The sequence below is a fragment of the Microbacterium sp. SORGH_AS_0505 genome, assembly GCF_030818715.1.
In the GTDB taxonomy this organism is placed as follows: Bacteria; Actinomycetota; Actinomycetes; order Actinomycetales; family Microbacteriaceae; genus Microbacterium.
Genome location: NZ_JAUTAT010000001.1, coordinates 233,229 through 251,285 on the forward strand (window position 1 = coordinate 233,229; position 18,057 = coordinate 251,285).

Consider the following 18,057-nt stretch of genomic DNA (forward strand, 5'->3'; position numbering starts at 1 on the left):
ACACCACTCCCCCGCGAGCACCCGGTGCCGACCAGTCAGGCGCTCCGCGCGAGGCGACGCAGGGAGTGCCGGGTCGCGGCCCCTTCGCCCGCCTCCCGCGGTGCCAGGGATTCGGCGACGAGGCGTCGCACCGCGGTCGGCACCGCCGAGCGCGGTGCGACGTGGGCGATGGGACGAGCCGCGAGCATCGCGGCATCCGTGCCCCGGGCGTCCCACGGGACGAAGGCGACGTCCGTGACGCCCGTGTAGCGCTCGAGCGTGCGGCGCACCTGTCCGCGCGCGTCGACGCCGAGCGCACCAGCCCGGATCTTGTTCACCACGACACGGACCGGCGTCGCGCCCGCCGCGGCCCGGAGATCGGGCCATGCTCGGACGAAGCGCGACACGCCGACCGGGTCCGCCGCCACGACGGCGAGGACGACGTCGGCCGACTCGAGCGCCGCCAGGGTGGCGGCGTTGCGACGCGGACCGTCGACGAGGTCGCTCACGATCTCTTCGTCGCGCTCGAGCGGCGCGGCCGCGTCGACGACGGTGTCATCGACCCAGGACCGGCAGCCGTCGAGGGCAGCCGCGACCCGTCGGTGCGAGAGCTCGGGCCACCGACCCGGTCGATTGAGGCCCGTCAGCACTTCGAGCTCGCCGAGGGTCGAAGAGATGCGGCTGAGCTCGGCGACCGTCAAGGCGCCGCGGTCGGCCTGCCGGCACGCGGCGGCGAACCCCGGTCCCTCGTCCGCCAGGCCCGTGGCAAGAGCGAGCGACGGCGCGTGCGAATCCGCGTCGACGAGCGCGACCCGATGCGTCGGGGTCGACAGTGCAGACGCCACTTCGATGGCCAGGGTCGTCCGCCCGGGCGCGCCGGATGCGCCCCAAACCGTGATCACGCGACCAGGCGCGGCTGCGACGGGTGCGATCGAGACCGGAGGGGCGAGCATCTCTTCCGCCGGCGCACCGGGATCGTGGGCGGTCAGCCCGAGCGACGCGGCTAGGCGGAGGTCCGCCGAGCGAGAAGACACCGGGACGATCCGCACGGACATCCGATCGCACGCCGCAACGAGTTCCGCCGTCAGCGCGGCGGGGCGCCCCTCGACGACGAGGACGTCGGCGCGGGACAGCTCCGCGAGCAGCTCCGCCGCCTCCGGAGTGGAGAGGGCATCGAGCGCGGCCCCAGCGGGAGCGGATGCCGCGACCACCGCGCGCACGTCAGCGTCTTCCTCCCGCAGTCGCCGAGCGAGGTCTTCGCCGATGCGGCCGTCAACGGCGACGACGACTCTCATCGCGGCTCCCCCGCGACGGGGACGACCGACAGGCTCGAGTCATCGGAGAGCGCGGCCAGCGTCGCCGCGACATCGGCGCGCGGGATGACGACCTCGAGCGACACGTCTTCGCCCGACACGACGGCATCGTCGCGGGTGACGCTCACGACCGTCGCCGACGGGACGAGGATGCGGGGCTTCCCGACCTCCCCGCCGGCTTCCGTCGGCGCAGCCCACACCTCCACGACGGATCCGGCGCCGACGGCGGCGGACACATCGCCCGCGGTACGGATCACGACACTCGTCGTGGTCCCGGCATCCGCGTCACCCATCGCACCCTGCGGCACGAGTTCCCCTTCGAGGATCGTCCGCGTGGCGATCGCACCCGGCTCGAGCGAGGCCGGCGACACGTACGTCTCGCCGGCCGTGCCGAGGGCGACGTCGACGACCCGGAGGTCCTGCGCCGTCACGGTCTGCCCGGGCACGATCGTGCGCGCCGCGGCGAACACGGGTGCCGTCTGACGGGCCGATGCGACGACGAGCCAGACACCCGCGACGGAGGCGACGATGAGCGCGATGCCGAGCAGGAAGCGGGCATCGGCCCAGAACGCGCGGGGGGCGGGTCTCACGGTGTCGGGAGTGGTCATGACGCCATGGTGACCGAGCCGCATCGGACGGAGCGGGGATTATCCACAAGCCGCCGTCGCTCGGGAGACGACCATCCGCCGGGCCCATAATGGCCTCATGCCCGATGGAATCCCCGTGCGTATGCTGACGCCCGCTCAGGTTGCGGAGATGCTGCAGCTCGACGTGGATGAGGTCGTCGCGCTCGTTCTTGACGGGCGGCTGCGCGGGGCACGGGTGGGGTCCCCCGCATCCTGGCGGGTCGAGGAGGCCAGTGTCGAGGATTACCTCGACGACCAGGCCGAGGACGCTCGCCTGCACGCGCTGTGGCGCGAATCGAACGCGGCGAGCTTCCCCGAGCTGTGGGGTCGCGGCCGGCGCGGCGGCGAATAGACGAGGGCGCGACGAGGCGAGGGCGCGACTAGGCGAGCGCGACGGGCGAGTCGAGTCGGACCCCCGCCAGCGCACCGAACGGGACCAGCCGGTGACCTGCCACGAGGTCGGCACGACGGGGTGCACCACGATCATGCAGCGCGAGATCGAGGTGATCGGATGCCGCTCGGTCGATGGTCCCGCTGTACTCGCGACCATCCGTGGTCAGAAGAGTCACCGGCACACGGCGTCGCGCGAGATCGCGGAGCACGAATCCGAGGGTCATCCGCTCGCGCAGACGGCTCGGCGTCCCTCCTCGGGCGCTCCGCAGGACGTCGGCGTGGGACGCCCCCAGCGAGACGACGGCGGCGAAGGGGACGACGAGGACTCCTCGTGGCGCGCGGTCGTCGAGCGCGAGCCAGTCGGGGCCGGCCGCGATCGGTCGCCCCGTCATCGAGGCGCCTCCCTTCACATCGACGAGCAGGTCGCCCGCCCCGGCGTCGGTCAGCGCGTTCACACGCTCGAACAAGGAGAGCCGCGCCAGCCGGAGACGCTCCGCCTCGCTGTCGAGCGCGGCCCTCTCCGCCTCCCATTCGGAGTCGAGTTGGTCTTCGAGGTCTTCGAAGAATCGGTCCCAGCGCACGGAGGCGACAGTAGAGGACCGTCGTACGGCCCGCCGCCTTTGTCCACAGGTTGGAGTATTCTCATCCATCCGCACGCGGGGCTGTGCTGTACTCGTGCCGTTCACCTGCTCCGCAGACACCTGTCGCCCGAGAGGAACCGACATGGCCCTCGCCGTCACCGAAGACATCCGCATCCCGCGTTCGGGAAGCTCCCTCGACGTCGCGGAGTACTTCGCGCCGCAACGCACGCCGTCGGCCGAGCTGCCCGACCCTCTTCCGCTGGTGAAGAACCTCACGATCGGCGTCCTCGAGGTGCTCGCCGGTGTTCGCGACGTGGACCAGTTGGCACGCTGGCTGGGTGAGGACGCCTACCGTGCGCTCGTCACGCGGGCGAACCTCTCGGCCCGCGCGCGCAGCGCACGCGGACTCGCCGCCGTGCGACCCGCCCACCGCATCCTCGCCGAACGCACGTGCGAGCCCTCGGACGGCGCGCTCGAAGCCGTCGTGATCGTCAGCGGTCCGGTCCGGACGCGCGCGGTCGCGATGCGTCTGGAGGGCTGGGACGGACGCTGGCGAGCCACATCGCTCGCGCTCCTGTGACGCGCGTCACTGGCGATACGACGAGAGGAAGTTCCCGAGCCGCTCGATGGCCTCGGTCAGGACCCGAGACTCCGGAAGCGTCACGATGCGGAAGTGATCCGGCGTCGGCCAGTTGAAGCCGGTGCCCTGAACGAGGAGCACGTGCTCCGCCACGAGGAAGTCGTACACGAACTTCGCGTCGTCGTGGATCTCGTACACGTTCGGATCGAGTCGAGGGAAGGCGTAGAGCGCGCCCTGCGGCTTCACGCAGTCGATGCCCGGGATCGCCATGAGCCCCTCCCAGGCGGCATCCCGCTGCTCGTGCAACCGCCCCGTCGGTGCGATCAGCGCATCGATCGACTGCACGCCCGAGAGCGCGGCCTGCACGGCGAACTGCGCCGGGACGTTCGGACACAGCCGGGTCGAGGCGAGGAGCTGGATGCCCTCGAGGAATCCGGCCGCGTGCTTCTTCGGGCCGGTGATGACCATCCAGCCGGAGCGGTAGCCCGCGACGCGGTACGTCTTCGACAGTCCGTTGTAGGTGAGGCAGAGCAGGTCCGGCGCCAGGCTCGCGAGCGGGATGTGCGTCGCATCGTCGAACAGGATGCGGTCGTAGATCTCGTCGGCGAGCAGGAGCAGATCGTGCTCGCGGGCGATCTCGACGATGCCCCGCAGCACCTCGCGGGTGTACACCGCTCCCGTCGGGTTGTTCGGGTTGATGACGACGATGGCCTTCGTGCGCGGGCTCACCTTCGACCGGATGTCGTCGAGGTCAGGCTGCCAGCCGTTCTCCCCGTCGGCGAGGTAGTGCACCGGCGTGCCACCGGCGAGGCTCGTCATCGCCGTCCAGAGCGGGTAGTCCGGCGCCGGGATGAGGACCTCGTCGCCCTCGTCCAGCAGCGCCTGCATCGTCATCGTGATGAGCTCGGACACGCCGTTGCCCAGGTAGACGTCGTCGGGATCGAACTTGGGGAAGCCGGGCTCCTCCTCGTAGCGCGAGACGATCGCGCGTCGCGCGGACATGATGCCCCGCGAGTCTGAGTAGCCATGCGCGTTCGGTACGGCCTCGATCATGTCGCGCACGATCTGGAACGGCGCCTCGAACCCGAAAACTGCGGGATTCCCCGTGTTGAGCTTGAGGATCGAGTGACCCTCGTCCTGCAGCCTGTCGGCCTCGACCAGGGCGGCCCCGCGGATCTCGTAGAGGACGTCCTTCAGCTTGGATGACTGGTCGAGGGTGCGCGGGGTCATCGGTTCAGAATAGCGAAGGCCGACGGGGCCAATGGCGGGTCGGTGGACCGCCCGGCACCCGCCGGCTCGCGGTCACTTCTTCTTGCCGGCCGCCCGGCGCTGCGCGCGGTTGCCCGCATCTGCGGGCTCGGACGCGGCGTCGACCTGCTGACCGAAGGCTCCGCGAGGTGCCTCGGCGGGCGCCTCCTGCTCGGCCTCGCGCTGACGCGCCTTGCTGGTGGCTGCCTGCTGCACCTGACCGCGCTCGTTCCGCACCTCGACCTCACCCGCGTCGTTGGGCGCGGTGTACTGAAGCTTCTGCGCGTCGATGTCGGGCGAGTCCAGCCCCTTGGCCTCGATGTCGCCGCCCTCGGTCTGACGCACCTCGACCTCGAGGTTGAAGAGGAATCCGACCGACTCCTCCTTGATCTGCGCCATCATCGACTGGAACATCTGGTACCCCTCGCGCTGGTACTCGATGAGCGGGTCGCGCTGAGCCATGGCCCGCAGGCCGATGCCGTCCTTCAGGTAGTCCATCTCGTAGAGGTGATCGCGCCAGCGGCGGTCGAGCACCTGCAGCACGACGCGGCGCTCGAGCTCGCGCATGGCCGGCTCGCCGAGCGTCTCCTCGCGGGAGCGGTAGGCGATCTTCGCGTCCGAGAGCAGCTCGCGCTTGAGCAGCTCCGGCGTCACCTTGCCCTTGTTGCCGCTCTCGGCGACGACCTCGTCGATCGTCACGCCCACGGGGTAGAGCGTCTTCAGCTCGGTCCACATGGCGTCGAAGTCCCAGCTCTCGTTGTGACCCGAGCCGGTGTGTTCGTCGATGATGGCGGCGATGGCGTCCTCGATGAAGTGCTCGACGCGCGACGAGAGGTCGTCGCCCTCGAGCATCTGGCGACGGTCCGCGTAGATCGCCTCGCGCTGGCGGTTGAGGACGTCGTCGTATTTGAGGACGTTCTTGCGGATCTCGGCGTTACGGGCCTCGACCTGCGACTGCGCGCTCTTGATGGCCCGCGAGACCATCGTCGACTCGATCGCCACGTCGTCGGGGAAGTTGGTGCGGGCCAGGATCGCCTCGGCAGCGCCCGACTGGAACAGCCTCATCAGGTCGTCCGTCAGCGACAGGTAGAACCGGCTCTCGCCGGGGTCGCCCTGACGCCCGGAGCGACCGCGCAGCTGGTTGTCGATGCGACGCGACTCGTGACGCTCGGTACCGAGGACGTAGAGCCCGCCTGCCTCGACGACGCGATCGGCCTCCTCCTGGACCTTCTCCTTGACGCCCGCGTAGACCTCTTCCCACGCGGCTTCGTACTCGTCGGGGGTCTCGACCGGGTCCAGCCCCTTGGCCTTCATCTCCGACACGGCGAGGAACTCGGCGTTGCCGCCGAGCATGATGTCGGTTCCACGACCGGCCATGTTGGTCGCGACGGTGACGGCGGCATAACGGCCCGCGCGGGCGACGATCTCGGCCTCGCGCGCGTGGTTCTTCGCGTTGAGGACCTCGTGCTTGATGCCCTTCTTCGCGAGCAGGCGCGACAGGTATTCGCTCTTCTCGACGCTCACCGTTCCCACCAGCACCGGCTGTCCGGACTCATGGCGCTCCGCGATGTCCTCGACCACCTGCGCGAACTTCGCCTGCTCGTTCTTGTAGACGAGGTCGGACTGGTCCTTGCGGATCATCGGCTTGTTGGTGGGGATGGGAACCACGCCGAGCTTGTAGGTCGACATGAACTCGGCCGCCTCGGTCTCGGCGGTACCGGTCATGCCGGCGAGCTTCTCGTAGAGGCGGAAGTAGTTCTGCAGCGTGACGGTTGCGAGGGTCTGGTTCTCGGCCTTGACGGCGACGCCCTCCTTCGCCTCGATGGCCTGGTGGATGCCCTCGTTGTAGCGACGACCGACCAGGATGCGACCGGTGTGCTCGTCGACGATCATGACCTCGCCGTTCATGACGACGTAGTCCGTGTCGCGCTTGAACAGGGCGAGCGCCTTGATGGAGTTGTTGAGGAACGAGATGAGCGGGGTGTTGGCCGACTCGTAGAGGTTGTCGATGCCGAGGTAGTCCTCGACCTTCTCGATGCCGGGCTCCAGGACACCGATCGTGCGCTTCTTCTCGTCGACCTCGAAGTCGACTCCGGGCTCGAGGGAGCGGGCGATCTTCGCGAACTCGGTGAACCAGCGGTTCGCCTCACCCGAGGACGGACCGGAGATGATGAGCGGGGTGCGGGCCTCGTCGATGAGGATCGAGTCGACCTCGTCGACGATGCAGTAGAAGTGGCCGCGCTGCACGAGGTCCTCGCTCCGCCACGCCATGTTGTCGCGGAGGTAGTCGAATCCGAACTCGTTATTCGTGCCGTAGGTGATGTCGGCCTCGTACTGCTGGCGCCGAACCTCGGGGTTCTGCCCCGAGACGACCGTGCCGGTCGTCATGCCGAGTGCACGGAAGACACGGCCCATGAGTTCTGACTGGTACGAGGCGAGGAAGTCGTTGACCGTGATGACGTGGACGCCCTTGCCGGCGATGGCGTTGAGGTATGCCGGCAGGGCCGCGGTGAGGGTCTTGCCCTCACCGGTCTTCATCTCGGCGATGTTGCCGAGGTGGAGGGCCGCGCCGCCCATGACCTGGACGTCGTAGGGACGCTGACCGAGGGTGCGGCTCGCGGCCTCGCGGACGGCGGCGAACGCCTCGGGCATCAGCTTGTCGAGCGACTCGCCCGCCTCGTGACGTGCGCGGAGCTCGGCCGTCTCGCCGCGCAGCTCCTCGTCGGTGAGGTGCGCGTAATCCTCTTCGAGCGCCGACACGGCCTTCACGACCTGCTGCAGCCTGCGCAGGACGCGGCCTTCACCGGCACGAAGCAGTTTCTCGAGGGGGTTCGCCACGGAGGTTCTCCATCTGTCGATTCAGCATTCCGACGAGCGATGTCGGGATGCCGGTGCGCAGGACGCGCAGACATACATCGCCATGTTATCCGCCCGTGACCTACGAGGTTGCTGGAGACGCCGGCATCCCCCGGCAGGTGACGGACCGTCGGCATCCGTCGGCCCGTAAGATCGGGCGCATGGCGGGTTTCTGGGGCAGGCGCAAGCGCGAAGACGCGGAGATCGAGGCACAGGATGCCGAACTCAGTCGGAAGGCCGGGGCAGCCCTCGTCGCAGCCGACGAGCGCATCCGGGTGACGGACGACGAGCTGGCGTACGCCGAGATCGAACTCGGGCGCGACGCTACCAAGGACCTGCGCGACGCGCTGGCGGCCGTCCGCCAGCACCTCGGCGAGGCGTTCCAGCTGCATCAGCTCAACCACGACGAGATCCCCGACACCCCCGAGGAGCTGCGCACGCGCAACGCCCGGATCGTGCAGCTGTGCGAATGGGCCGAGGACCTGCTGGACGACCGTACCGAGACGCTGGCCGAATCCATCGCCCGTGCCCGCCGCGCTCCCGAGATCATCGCCGGCATCCGCAGCGACGTCGCTCGCATGCGCGAGCGGCTCCCCGCGTTGAACGCGAGTCTCGAGCGCCTGTCGACGCGGTACTCGGATGCCGCGATGCGGACCGTGCTCGGGAACGCGGCCGAAGCCGCCCAGCTGCTCGATTTCGCCGAGCACAGCTCCGAGGTGTCGGAGCGCCGCCGCGACGCCGGCCAGCGCGAGCAGGCGAACCTCGCCCTCGAGACGGCGATCGAGGCATCCCGGCGCGCGGGCACCCTCGTCGAAGCGGTCGACACCTTCGAGATCGAAGCCCTCCGCGCCGAATCCACCCTCGCGGCGATCGTCGACGACTCGCGCGAGGACCTGATCGTCGCGCAGCCGCTCCGCGCGACCCCCGACGTCGCGGCCGCGGCCGCGGAACTCGAGTCGGCGCTCGGCGCGCTCACCCCCGCGGGGAGCAAGCCCGACCCGTTCACCGAGCTCAACCGGCTCCGCACCGCGAACGCCGCCCTCGACGCGGCGGTCGCCAAGGCCCGCGCCCGTGCGGAGCGTCCCGTCCCGTCCGAGGCGCACGTCCGGCACGCGATCGACGACGCCGACCGCCAGATCGGCGTCGCCCGCAGCGTCATCTCGGGCCACCGCGGCTGGATCGGTGCGGACGCCCGCACCCGCCTCGCCGAGGCCGAGCGCATTCGGAACGACCTCATGCGTTTCGCCGGGCCGATCCCCGAGGACGACCGCGAGGAGGCGATGGGCCTCGCCCGTCGCGCCGGCCAGCTCGCCGCCGAGGCACTCGATCTCGCCCAGCGCGACATCGACTCGTCGCGCCCGAACGACTGGGGCAACGGAGGCGGCTACGGCGGCCGCGGCATGGGCGGGGGCATGGGCGGCGGAAGCCTGGCCGGCGGTCTGCTCGGCGGTCTCGTGATCGGCGGGCTCCTCGACGGCATGTTCGACTGATGACGGCGCTCGACGACGCCGTCGCGGTCTCACAGGGATGGGATGTCCCGCACGCATCGGTCGCGGTCGTCACCGCCGACGGGCGGACCGCGGCATCCGCCGGCGATCAGGACCGGGTGTACCGGCTCGCCTCGGTGACCAAACTCCTCAGCGCCTACGCCGCTCTCGTCGCCGTCGAGGAGGGCGCACTCTCTCTCGATCAGCCCGCCGGCCCGCCGGGGGCGACTGTCGAGCACCTCCTGGCGCACACCGCCGGGTACGACTTCTCGTCGACGACCCTCCGCGCGGGTCCGGGGGAACGTCGCCTGTACTCCAACACGGGCTTCGAAGTCCTCGCGGATCTGCTGGAGTCCGAAACGGGGATCGCCTTCGACGCCTACGCGCAGGAGGCGGTCTTCGCGCCACTCGGAATGGCCCACACGTCGATCGGCGACTCGGCTGCGGCAGGCGGATCGTCCACGACCGCCGACCTGGCGCGATTCGCCGCGGAGTTGCAGCAGCCGCGTCTGCTGGACCCCGCGACGCTCGAGCGCGCGACCGGGGTGTCGTTCCCCGGGCGCCGCGGCGTCCTCCCGGGTTTCGGCCAGCAGCCCGAGAACGACTGGGGCCTCGGACTGGAGATCCGCGGAACGAAGAGCCCGCACTGGACGGGCGCGCACAACTCCCCCGAGACCTTCGGACACTTCGGCCAGTCCGGCACGTTCCTGTGGGTGGATCCTCGAGCGGGTGCCGCGCTCGTCGCGCTGACGGACCGCCCCTTCGGCCCGTGGGCCGCCGAGGTCTGGCCCCCGTTCAGCGACGGGGTGCTCGAGGCTCTCCGGACAGGCTGAACACAGAAATCAGACGAAGAGAGGGTGGATGCCGCGCGGCATCCACCCTCTCTTATCAGGTCGTGTCAGGTCAGGAGGCGAGCTCCGCCGGTGCGGCCGTGGTGGTCAGGGAGATGACACCGTAGTCCCAGCCCTTGCGCCGGTAAACGACGCTCGGCTGGTCGGTGCGGGCGTCGATGAAGAGGAAGAAGTCGTGGCCGACCAGTTCCATGCGGTCCACAGCGTCTTCCACCGTCATCCATTCGGGGTCGAACCGCTTGGTACGGATGACGACGGGCGTGTAGTCCTCTTCGTCCTCGGCTCCCGTGATGATCGGCACTTCACCCGTCGCCACAGCGCGGATGACGTCGACCGAGGCGGGCTGCACGTCGATGCCCTGGAGCGTCCCGGTGCCCTTCTCGAGCTTCGCGCCGCGGGGGTGGTTGCGGAGGTCCACGCGCTTCTCCTTCGCCCGGCGGATCTGCTCGCCGAGCTTGGTCATCGCGAGATCGAGAGCGGCGAACTTGTCGCCGTCCACCGCCTCGGCTCGGACGACGGGACCCTTGCCGGTGAGGGTGACCTCGACGGTCTCATCCTCACGGCCACCGTTGTGATAACTGCGGTGCGTCACCTTGATGTCGAGCCGTTGGGCCCGGGGGGAAAGGTGCTCGATGCGGGCGGACTTCTCCTCGACAACGGAGCGGAATCGGTCGCTGACGCTCACTCCCACGCCGACGATACTGATCTCCATCGTGACCTCCTTGTTCCGGTCCACCCGGTCAAGGGCGGACCTCGGTTCGCCTTGTGTCCCCCCACCGTAGTGCCGTCTCCGCGCGATGTCACGGCCAGATCACGATGGATCCGCCCTCAGCCGCGTGAGGATCCGCGCAGCGGCGTAGAAGCGATCGCGACGGCGCCCGTGACATGGACTCCCGCCTCGGCCAGCGCTCGCGCGGCCTCGGCGAGAGTGGCTCCCGTCGTGACCACGTCGTCGACGAGGACGACGCACCGTCCGGCGAGTCTCGCCGCCGCACGTGGCCGCACCCTCATCACGCCGGCGAGATTCGCGGCGCGCTCCCGGCGTCCGAGGAGGCGCTGGTCGGCGGTCGGGCGCGCGACACGCAGCAGCGCGAACGGTCGCCAGCCCGCGCGCCGGCACGCGAGGACGACGGGTGCGTACCCTCGGCGTCTCATCGACGAGCGGCTCGCGGGGATCGGCACGGGAACGGCGTCCCACCCGGACGGCCACGCCTCGCGGAGCGTCCTACCGAGCGGCGCCGCGAGCGCAGTCCGCCCTTCCTCCTTGAACGCACGGATGACGCGGGCCGCCACGGCGTCGAAGACCAGGGCGCTTCGCACCTCCAGCCCACCGGCAAGACGCCGGGCACGAGGATCGGGGCGAAGCTCCGCGACGCAGTGTTCGCACAGATCGACGTCGTTCAGGTCGCACCCCGCGCACACGACGGGGAACACGACGGCGAGGGCTTCTGCGACCGCGCGGCGCACGCGTGACGGGGCGCGGGGTTCCGTGGGGTGCGGCATTTTCCCACCGTGCCCTCCGACGACCGGTCGCGGCGGGGGCCGTGGCGCGTTGCGGATGGACGCGGCAGGAGCTCTCCTGGGGAGGAGGATCAGCCGGGCAGTCCCTGCTGATCCGCCAGAACGCTGACGTCCGACGCGAGGATCTGCCAGGAGCCGCGCTGCGCGTAGAGGCTGCCGTCGTCGGTCAGCAGGAAGACGCTGCCGCTCTGGTTGCCGCCCGCGACCGCGACGACGCCGTCGGGGCCGCGGACCTCGGTCCCCTGGCCGCCGACCGTCTGCTCGCGGACGACCCGCTGTTGCCCGTCGACGTACACGACGGCGATGGTCGCCCCGTCGATCCACGACAGGTCGACCCCCCTGCCGCCGAGGGTCGCCACCGGGAGCGGTTGTCCGAGGGAGGTGGGGACGGAACCGCTCTCGTCGCGGATGATCCCCGCCACCCAGACGGCCCACTGTCCGCCGGACCGCACCAGCGCGGCCACGCGGGCGCCGTCGCGGGAGACCCGCATCGCCGCGACCTCCGTCGCGCCGACCCACCCGGCCGGGATCTTCCGCGCGGTACCGTCCGGGGCGTAGGCGACGACCTCACCGGGCTGGTCCTCCGGCACCGTCCAGATGTACCCGAACGTGTCGACCGTCGGCGCCGTCATCCCCGCGCGGGTGTCCACCTCGGTCCGCTGCCCGTCGGAGGACACGCGGAGGATCGCGCCGCTCCCGGTGCGGACCGCCGCCGTCGTACGCGCGGCATCCGTCTCCACCGACTCGGGATCCGCCTCGTCCAACGCGTCGCCGAGCCCCGGCACCTCCTCGACGTCGTTTCCGGAGAGGAAGCCGAATGCGCCGTCCCGGAGGACGAGCGGGCGCGCATCGACCGCCGTCGACCTCGTGGTGCGCGCCGTGACGTCGAGGGGCTCGTCGCCGACGAGCATCTGCACGTCGAGGATGCCCGCCCCGGCGAGGCTCGCCTCGAGCTGGGTCTTCATGCGCGCCAGGGTTTCGCGGTTGAGATCGCGGATCGACGGATCGAAGGAGATCTGCGCGATGCCGGATTGCACCGGAACGGAGGGTTGGGTGAGCGTCACCTCGCCCGTGAACGCCGACCGGACCGATTCCGCCATCCAGGGACTCGGCGACCCCGAGACGAGGGCCGCGGTGATCCGCGTGGCGGGGTTGGTCGAGGGGAACCACCGCACATCCGGGATGAGGGTCCGCCACCCCCGGTCGAAGTAGGAGAGGTCGTAGCTCTGGAAGACCGAGCCGAATCGGTTGGCGTCGAGGACGATGCCGTCGGGCGCCTGTGCGATGCGCCACTGACCGCGTTCCTGCACGAGGGAGAAGGTGAAGGGGATGCGGCCGGGGTCGGCCGGCCGGTAGGAACCGGTCGCGTCGACGGTCGCAACGGGTTCGACGCTGAACACGAGCTCGTTCTCGGCGGGCGACGAGATCGAGCTCTCACCGGGCGCGTAGACGGTGACACCCGCCTGCGGCTGCCACTTCTGACGGAAGGTGGTCGTGAGGAACTCCTGCGCCACCTTCCAGTTGCCGCGCGGCCCGGAACCGGCGGCGATGAACCCCTCGACGATCTGCTGCGGGGTGGCATCCCTCACGGGGCTGTTGGGAACGTAGGAGAAGTCCGGCGGTCCCTCGACCTCGTCGATCGCCTTGCCGACGTGGACGGATCCGCCGGTGGGCAGACCCGCGCAGGCCGTCAAGATGAGGGCGAGGGCGAGCGCGATCACCGTACTGACGGCGCGACGGACGGTCATGGTCTCTCCTCCCGCTGCGGCAGGGTGATCGGCTGGGTGAGCCCGAGTTCCCCGAGCGCAGCGTCGTCTCGCGGGTCGAGCTCGATGGGCGATCCCCCGGTGAGGTGCTCCCCCGGCCTGCGGGGAAGGGTCAGCACGAAGTGGCTTCCGCCGCCGAGCTCCGACCAGACCTCGAGGGTGCCGCCGTGCAAGCGCGCGTCTCCGAGGGCGATCGAGAGCCCGAGGCCCGTGCCGCCGATCGTCCGACGCCGCGACGGGTCCGCGCGCCAGAACCGGTCGAACACCCGCTCGGTGTCCGCGTCGCTCATGCCCAGGCCGAAGTCCCGGACCCCCAGAGCGACGGCGCGCTGATCGCTGTCGACGGTCACGACGATCGGACGGCCCTCGCCGTGTTCGATCGCGTTGCCGAGCAGGTTCCGGACGATACGGCGGATGCGGCGGGGATCCATCTCCACCGGCGAGTAGCCGCCGGGGGCCACCAGCCGTACGTCACTGCCATGCTGCTCCGCGAGCTGGGCCATCGACTCGATCGTGTCCTCGGCCAGGTGGGCGAGGCTCGTCGCCTCGAGCTCCAGCTGAACCGAGCCCGCGTCGTAGCGGCTGATCTCGAGCAGGTCGCCGAGGAGCACCTCGAACCGCTGCACCTGCGCGTGCAGCAGCTCGGCGGCGCGCGCGGTCGAGGGGTCGAACTCCTCGCGCTGGTCGTTGATCATGTCGGCTGCGAGGCGGATCGTCGTGAGCGGTGTGCGGAGCTCGTGCGAGACATCCGAGACGAAACGCTGCTGCACGAGGGACAGCTCCGCGAGCTCCTTGATCTGCCCCTCGATGCTGTCGGCCATCGCGTTGAAGGATCGGCCCAGGGTCGCGAACTCGTCCTCGCCTCGGACGGGGAGGCGCACGGCCAGATCGCCGGCGGCGAGCTTGGCGCTCGTCTCGGCCGCCTGGGCGATGGGCACCGTCACCGACCTCAGGACGAACAGCGAGATCCCGCCGATGAGGACGAGGAGGGCTGCACCGACCACCCAGAGGGTCACCTGCACGAACTGCAGCGTCTGCGCCTCCGACCCCAGGTCGTAGGCGAAGTAGACCTCGTAGGCACCGGCCTCGGGCACGATCAGCTGTTGACCGACGATGATGCCGGGGGTCTCGCCGCCGTCGGCCTCGGGCAGCCCGATGGACTGCCACCACTGCCGGTCCGCCGACAGCCGCACGCTTTCGCGGAGCTCCGGGCGGATCATCGACTCCTCGAGTCCGCCGGCCTCGAAGTTCTGCGGGGCGATCGCCGACGGCTCGTCGTCGATGCGGAACACCGCGAGCATCGTGGTCCCCGCCTGGCGCGACAGGATCTCCCGCCTCACCTCGTCCATGAGGACCTGGAGCGCGACCTGGTCGCTGTCGACGACGGCCGCGTCGAACGTGCTCTGCGCGGCCTGCGTGGCACGCTGCGCGGCATCCTGCACCTGCTCGGCGCGGGATTCGTACAGGTCAGTCAGGATCGCGAGGGACATCCAGACGAGCGCCACGACGATCGTCAGCGCGGTGAGGGTCAGCGTGACGACGAGAGTCCGGAAGCGCAGTGACCGTCGCCACAGGAACCGGATGCGTCGCTGCCAGGACCGCCAATCGCGCCAGACCGGGACGACGGTGTGCGTACCGGTGCGAGCCGTCACCGACACGGGAGGATCCTCCGGCCGGTCACACGGCGGCGCCGGCGCGGTAGCCCACGCCGCGCACGGTCGTCACGATCTGCGGGTTGTCGGGGTCGCGCTCCACCTTCGCGCGCAGCCGCTGCACGTGGACGTTCACGAGCCGCGTGTCGGCCTTGTAGTGATAGCCCCAGACCTGCTCGAGGAGCATCTCGCGGGTGAAGACCTGCTGGGGCTTGGAGGCGAGTGCGACGAGGAGCTCGAATTCCAGCGGAGTGAGCGCGATGACCCCCTCCGCCCGACGGACCTCGTGCGCGGCGACGTCGACCGTCAGGTCGCCGATCCGCAGGTTCTCGGTCTGCGCGTCGGCGGTCGGCCGCAACCGGGTGCGGATGCGGGCGACGAGCTCCTTCGGGTTGAAGGGCTTGACGATGTAGTCGTCGGCGCCCGATTCCAGGCCCCGGACGACGTCGGCGGTATCGGTGCGGGCCGTGAGCATGATGATCGGGATGCCGGACTCGGCACGCACCCGGGTGCACACCTCGATGCCGTCCATGCCGGGCAGCATCAGGTCGAGCAGGATCAGGTCGGGACGCTCTTCACGCCACGCGTCGACGGCGGCCGCACCGTCGGCGCAGAAGGCCACGTCGAAGCCTTCCGTGCGCAGCACGATGCCGATCATCTCTGCGAGAGCGGTGTCGTCGTCGACAACCAGGATGCGCGATGTCATAGAGCCGATGTCGTCCTTCAGGGTTGGCGGATGCCGGTGCTCCGCCACGGGTGAGTCCACAGTAACCGACAGGTGACCGCTCCCGCCCGGACGACGCACGGCCCCTCCCGCGAAGGAGGGGCCGTGCGTCGTGATGGCGGTGCCGGTCAGGCGTGCAGGTCGAACCGGTCGAGCTCGGTCACCTTCGTCCAGGCAGCCACGAAGTCGCGGACGAACTTCTCGGCGGCGTCGTCCGAGGCGTAGACCTCGGCGATCGCCCGCAGCTCCGAGTTCGAACTGAACACGAGGTCGGCACGGGTGCCCACACCGATCTGCGAACCGTCGGAAGCGACGCCGCGGAAGGCGTGCGAGCCCGGGTCGAGGGGTGTCCACGTCGACCCGAGGTCGAGCAGGTTCACGAACACGTCGTTCGTGAGCGCACCCGGCCGGCCGGTGAACACGCCGTGCGACGAGCCGTCCCAGTTCGCGCCGAGGGAGCGCAGGCCGCCCACGAGCACCGTCATCTCGGGCGCGCTGAGGGTCAGCAGGTTCGCCTTGTCGATGAGGTGGTGCTCCGCCGGGAGGAACGCGTTCGGTCCGTAGTAGTTGCGGAAGCCGTCGGCGACCGGTTCGAGGTACCCGAAGGACAACTCGTCGGTCTGCTCCTGCGAAGCGTCGGTGCGGCCCGGGTGGAACGGCACGGAGACCTCGACACCGGCATCCTTCGCCGCCTTCTCGACGCCCGCGTTGCCCGCGAGCACGATGAGGTCGGCGAGCGAGACCGTGGTGCGTCCCTGCTGCTCGGCGTCGAAGGCGGCCTTCACGTCCTCGAGCGCGGCGAGGACCGTCTGCAGCTGCTCGGGGTTGTTGACCTCCCAGTCCTTCTGCGGCGCGAGGCGGATGCGGGCGCCGTTGACGCCGCCGCGCTTGTCGCTGCCGCGGAAGGTGGATGCCGCGGCCCAGGTCGTCGAGACCAGCTGCGACACCGTCAGGCCGGTGGCGAGGATGCGCTCCTTGAGCAGAGCGGCATCCGCGTCGTCGATCAGCTCGTGGTCGACGGCGGGCACCGGGTCCTGCCAGATGAGCTCCTCCTGCGGCACCTCGGGGCCGAGGTAGCGCGCGACGGGACCCATGTCGCGGTGCGTGAGCTTGAACCACGCGCGGGCGAACGCGTCGCCGAAGGCGACCGGGTCGTCCTTGAAGCGGCGCGACACGGCGTCGTAGGCCGGGTCCATGCGAAGGGCCAGGTCGCTCGTGAGCATGCGCGGCTCGCGGCGGCCCTCGGAGTGAGCGAGCGGGACCATGTCGGCACCGGCGCCGTTGGTGGGACGCCACTGGTGTCCGCCGCCGGGGCTGCGCATGAGCTCCCAGTCGTAGGCGTAGAGGATGTGGAAGAACTCGTTGTCCCACCGGGTCGGGTGGTAGGTCCACGTGACCTCGAGGCCCGAAGTGATCGTGTCGTCGCCCTTGCCGGTGCCGTGGCTGTTCTTCCAGCCGAGGCCCTGCTGCTCGAGACCGGCGGCCTCGGGGTTGTCGTCCACGTTCGTGTCGGGCGCCGCACCGTGCGTCTTGCCGAAGGTGTGACCACCGGCGATGAGGGCGACGGTCTCCTCGTCGTCCATGCCCATGCGGCCGAAGGTCTCGCGGATGTCGCGGGCCGACTTCAGCGGGTCGGGCTCGCCGTTGGGGCCCTCGGGGTTGACGTAGATGAGGCCCATCTGGACCGCCGCGAGGGGCTTCTCGAGGTTGCGGTCGCCGCTGTAGCGCTCGTCGGCGAGCCACGTGGTCTCGGGGCCCCAGTACACGTCGTCGTCCGGCTCCCAGACGTCGGGGCGTCCGCCGCCGAAGCCGAAGGTCTCGAAGCCCATGGTCTCGAGCGCGACGTTGCCGGCGAGGATCATGAGGTCACCCCACGAGAGCGCCTGGCCGTAGGTCTTCTTGACGGGCCAGAGGAGGCGCCGCGCCTTGTCGAGGTTGACGTTGTCGGGCCAGCTGTTCAGCGGCGCGAAACGCTGCTGGCCGGTGCCGCCGCCGCCGCGACCGTCGGTCGCGCGGTAGGTGCCGGCCGAGTGCCAGGCCATCCGGATCATGAGGGGGCCGTAGTTGCCGAAGTCGGCGGGCCACCAGTCCTGGGAGGTGGTGAGAACCTTCGCGATGTCGGCCTTCACGGCGGCGAGGTCGAGGGCCTCGAAGGCGGCCTTGTAGTCGAAGTCCTCGCCGACGGGGTTGCCGACGGCCGGGTTCTTCTTGAGGATGCGGAGGTTCAGCTGGTTCGGCCACCACACCTGGTTGGCGGTGCCGACGGTGGGATGCGGCTGGCCGCCGTGGTTCGCGCGGTCGGCGCCGGGCGCCGCGTGGATGACGGGGCAGGCGTCGGCGGTGTTCTCCCGCGGCCGCGTCTCGCCGTCGCCGCGCTCGTCGACCGGGGTGTCGATGGGGGTGACGGCGTGGTCGACGTCGGTCGCCTCGGCGCCGATGGGCTCGGCCTGGGGGTCACGGTCGCTCATGGTGATCCTTCC

General features: G+C 70.3%; 15 protein-coding genes. 4 read left to right on the forward strand and 11 right to left on the reverse strand.

What is annotated here, in order from left to right:
* Positions 1-35: 35 nt before the first annotated feature.
* Positions 36-1,274: a hypothetical protein gene (locus QE428_RS01250; RefSeq protein WP_307462251.1), complete on the reverse strand. Its 1,239-nt coding sequence runs from the start codon at positions 1,272-1,274 to the stop codon at positions 36-38.
* Positions 1,271-1,900, reverse strand: a complete 630-nt coding sequence (locus QE428_RS01255) for an SAF domain-containing protein (protein WP_307462254.1) — start codon at positions 1,898-1,900, stop codon at positions 1,271-1,273. The genes QE428_RS01250 and QE428_RS01255 overlap by 4 nt, the downstream gene beginning before the upstream one ends.
* 121 nt (positions 1,901-2,021) lie before the next feature.
* Here QE428_RS01255 and QE428_RS01260 point away from each other — a divergent pair, with 121 nt between their 5' ends.
* Positions 2,022-2,270, forward strand: a complete 249-nt coding sequence (locus tag QE428_RS01260) for a helix-turn-helix domain-containing protein (protein WP_091355798.1) — start codon at positions 2,022-2,024, stop codon at positions 2,268-2,270.
* A 28-nt stretch (positions 2,271-2,298) separates the two neighbouring features.
* On the opposite strand, the gene QE428_RS01265 is transcribed toward QE428_RS01260, so the two are convergent.
* Positions 2,299-2,892, reverse strand: coding sequence for a hypothetical protein (locus QE428_RS01265; RefSeq protein WP_307462256.1), 594 nt, complete (start codon positions 2,890-2,892; stop codon positions 2,299-2,301).
* 142 nt (positions 2,893-3,034) lie between these two features.
* Here QE428_RS01265 and QE428_RS01270 point away from each other — a divergent pair, with 142 nt between their 5' ends.
* Positions 3,035-3,472: an Rv3235 family protein gene (locus QE428_RS01270; RefSeq protein WP_091355804.1), complete on the forward strand. Its 438-nt coding sequence runs from the start codon at positions 3,035-3,037 to the stop codon at positions 3,470-3,472.
* A 6-nt stretch (positions 3,473-3,478) separates the two neighbouring features.
* On the opposite strand, the gene QE428_RS01275 is transcribed toward QE428_RS01270, so the two are convergent.
* Entirely contained in the window at positions 3,479-4,702 is a 1,224-nt protein-coding gene (locus QE428_RS01275; RefSeq protein WP_091355807.1) for a pyridoxal phosphate-dependent aminotransferase, read from the reverse strand.
* Positions 4,703-4,774: 72 nt separating this feature from the next.
* The gene (secA, locus tag QE428_RS01280; protein WP_307462267.1) at positions 4,775-7,558 is read right to left on the reverse strand and encodes a preprotein translocase subunit SecA; all 2,784 of its coding nucleotides are present in this window, start codon (positions 7,556-7,558) and stop codon (positions 4,775-4,777) included.
* Between the two features lie 179 nt (positions 7,559-7,737).
* Here secA and QE428_RS01285 point away from each other — a divergent pair, with 179 nt between their 5' ends.
* Positions 7,738-9,066, forward strand: a complete 1,329-nt coding sequence (locus QE428_RS01285) for a hypothetical protein (RefSeq protein ID WP_307462271.1) — start codon at positions 7,738-7,740, stop codon at positions 9,064-9,066.
* The gene (locus QE428_RS01290; protein WP_307462274.1) at positions 9,066-9,896 is read left to right on the forward strand and encodes a serine hydrolase; all 831 of its coding nucleotides are present in this window, start codon (positions 9,066-9,068) and stop codon (positions 9,894-9,896) included. Before QE428_RS01285 ends, QE428_RS01290 begins: the two co-directional genes overlap by 1 nt.
* A gap of 70 nt (positions 9,897-9,966) precedes the next feature.
* On the opposite strand, the gene hpf is transcribed toward QE428_RS01290, so the two are convergent.
* The 6 genes from hpf to katG form a co-directional block, all read right to left on the reverse strand.
* The gene (hpf, locus tag QE428_RS01295) at positions 9,967-10,626 is read right to left on the reverse strand and encodes a ribosome hibernation-promoting factor, HPF/YfiA family (protein WP_205803102.1); all 660 of its coding nucleotides are present in this window, start codon (positions 10,624-10,626) and stop codon (positions 9,967-9,969) included.
* A gap of 116 nt (positions 10,627-10,742) precedes the next feature.
* Positions 10,743-11,417: a ComF family protein gene (locus tag QE428_RS01300; protein ID WP_307462281.1), complete on the reverse strand. Its 675-nt coding sequence runs from the start codon at positions 11,415-11,417 to the stop codon at positions 10,743-10,745.
* 89 nt (positions 11,418-11,506) lie between these two features.
* Entirely contained in the window at positions 11,507-13,183 is a 1,677-nt protein-coding gene (locus QE428_RS01305) for an LpqB family beta-propeller domain-containing protein (protein ID WP_091355826.1), read from the reverse strand.
* Positions 13,180-14,859 carry an MtrAB system histidine kinase MtrB gene (gene mtrB / locus QE428_RS01310; RefSeq protein ID WP_133400146.1) on the reverse strand — a complete coding sequence of 560 codons (1,680 nt, stop codon included), beginning with the start codon at positions 14,857-14,859 and terminating at the stop codon, positions 13,180-13,182. The genes QE428_RS01305 and mtrB overlap by 4 nt, the downstream gene beginning before the upstream one ends.
* A gap of 19 nt (positions 14,860-14,878) precedes the next feature.
* Positions 14,879-15,559 (reverse strand): MtrAB system response regulator MtrA, encoded by a 681-nt coding sequence (gene mtrA / locus QE428_RS01315; RefSeq protein WP_091355834.1) that lies wholly within the window; start codon positions 15,557-15,559, stop codon positions 14,879-14,881.
* Positions 15,560-15,705: 146 nt separating this feature from the next.
* On the reverse strand, positions 15,706-18,045 hold the full coding sequence (gene katG, locus QE428_RS01320; protein ID WP_307462290.1) for a catalase/peroxidase HPI: 2,340 nt from the start codon (positions 18,043-18,045) through the stop codon (positions 15,706-15,708).
* Positions 18,046-18,057: the final 12 nt, after the last annotated feature.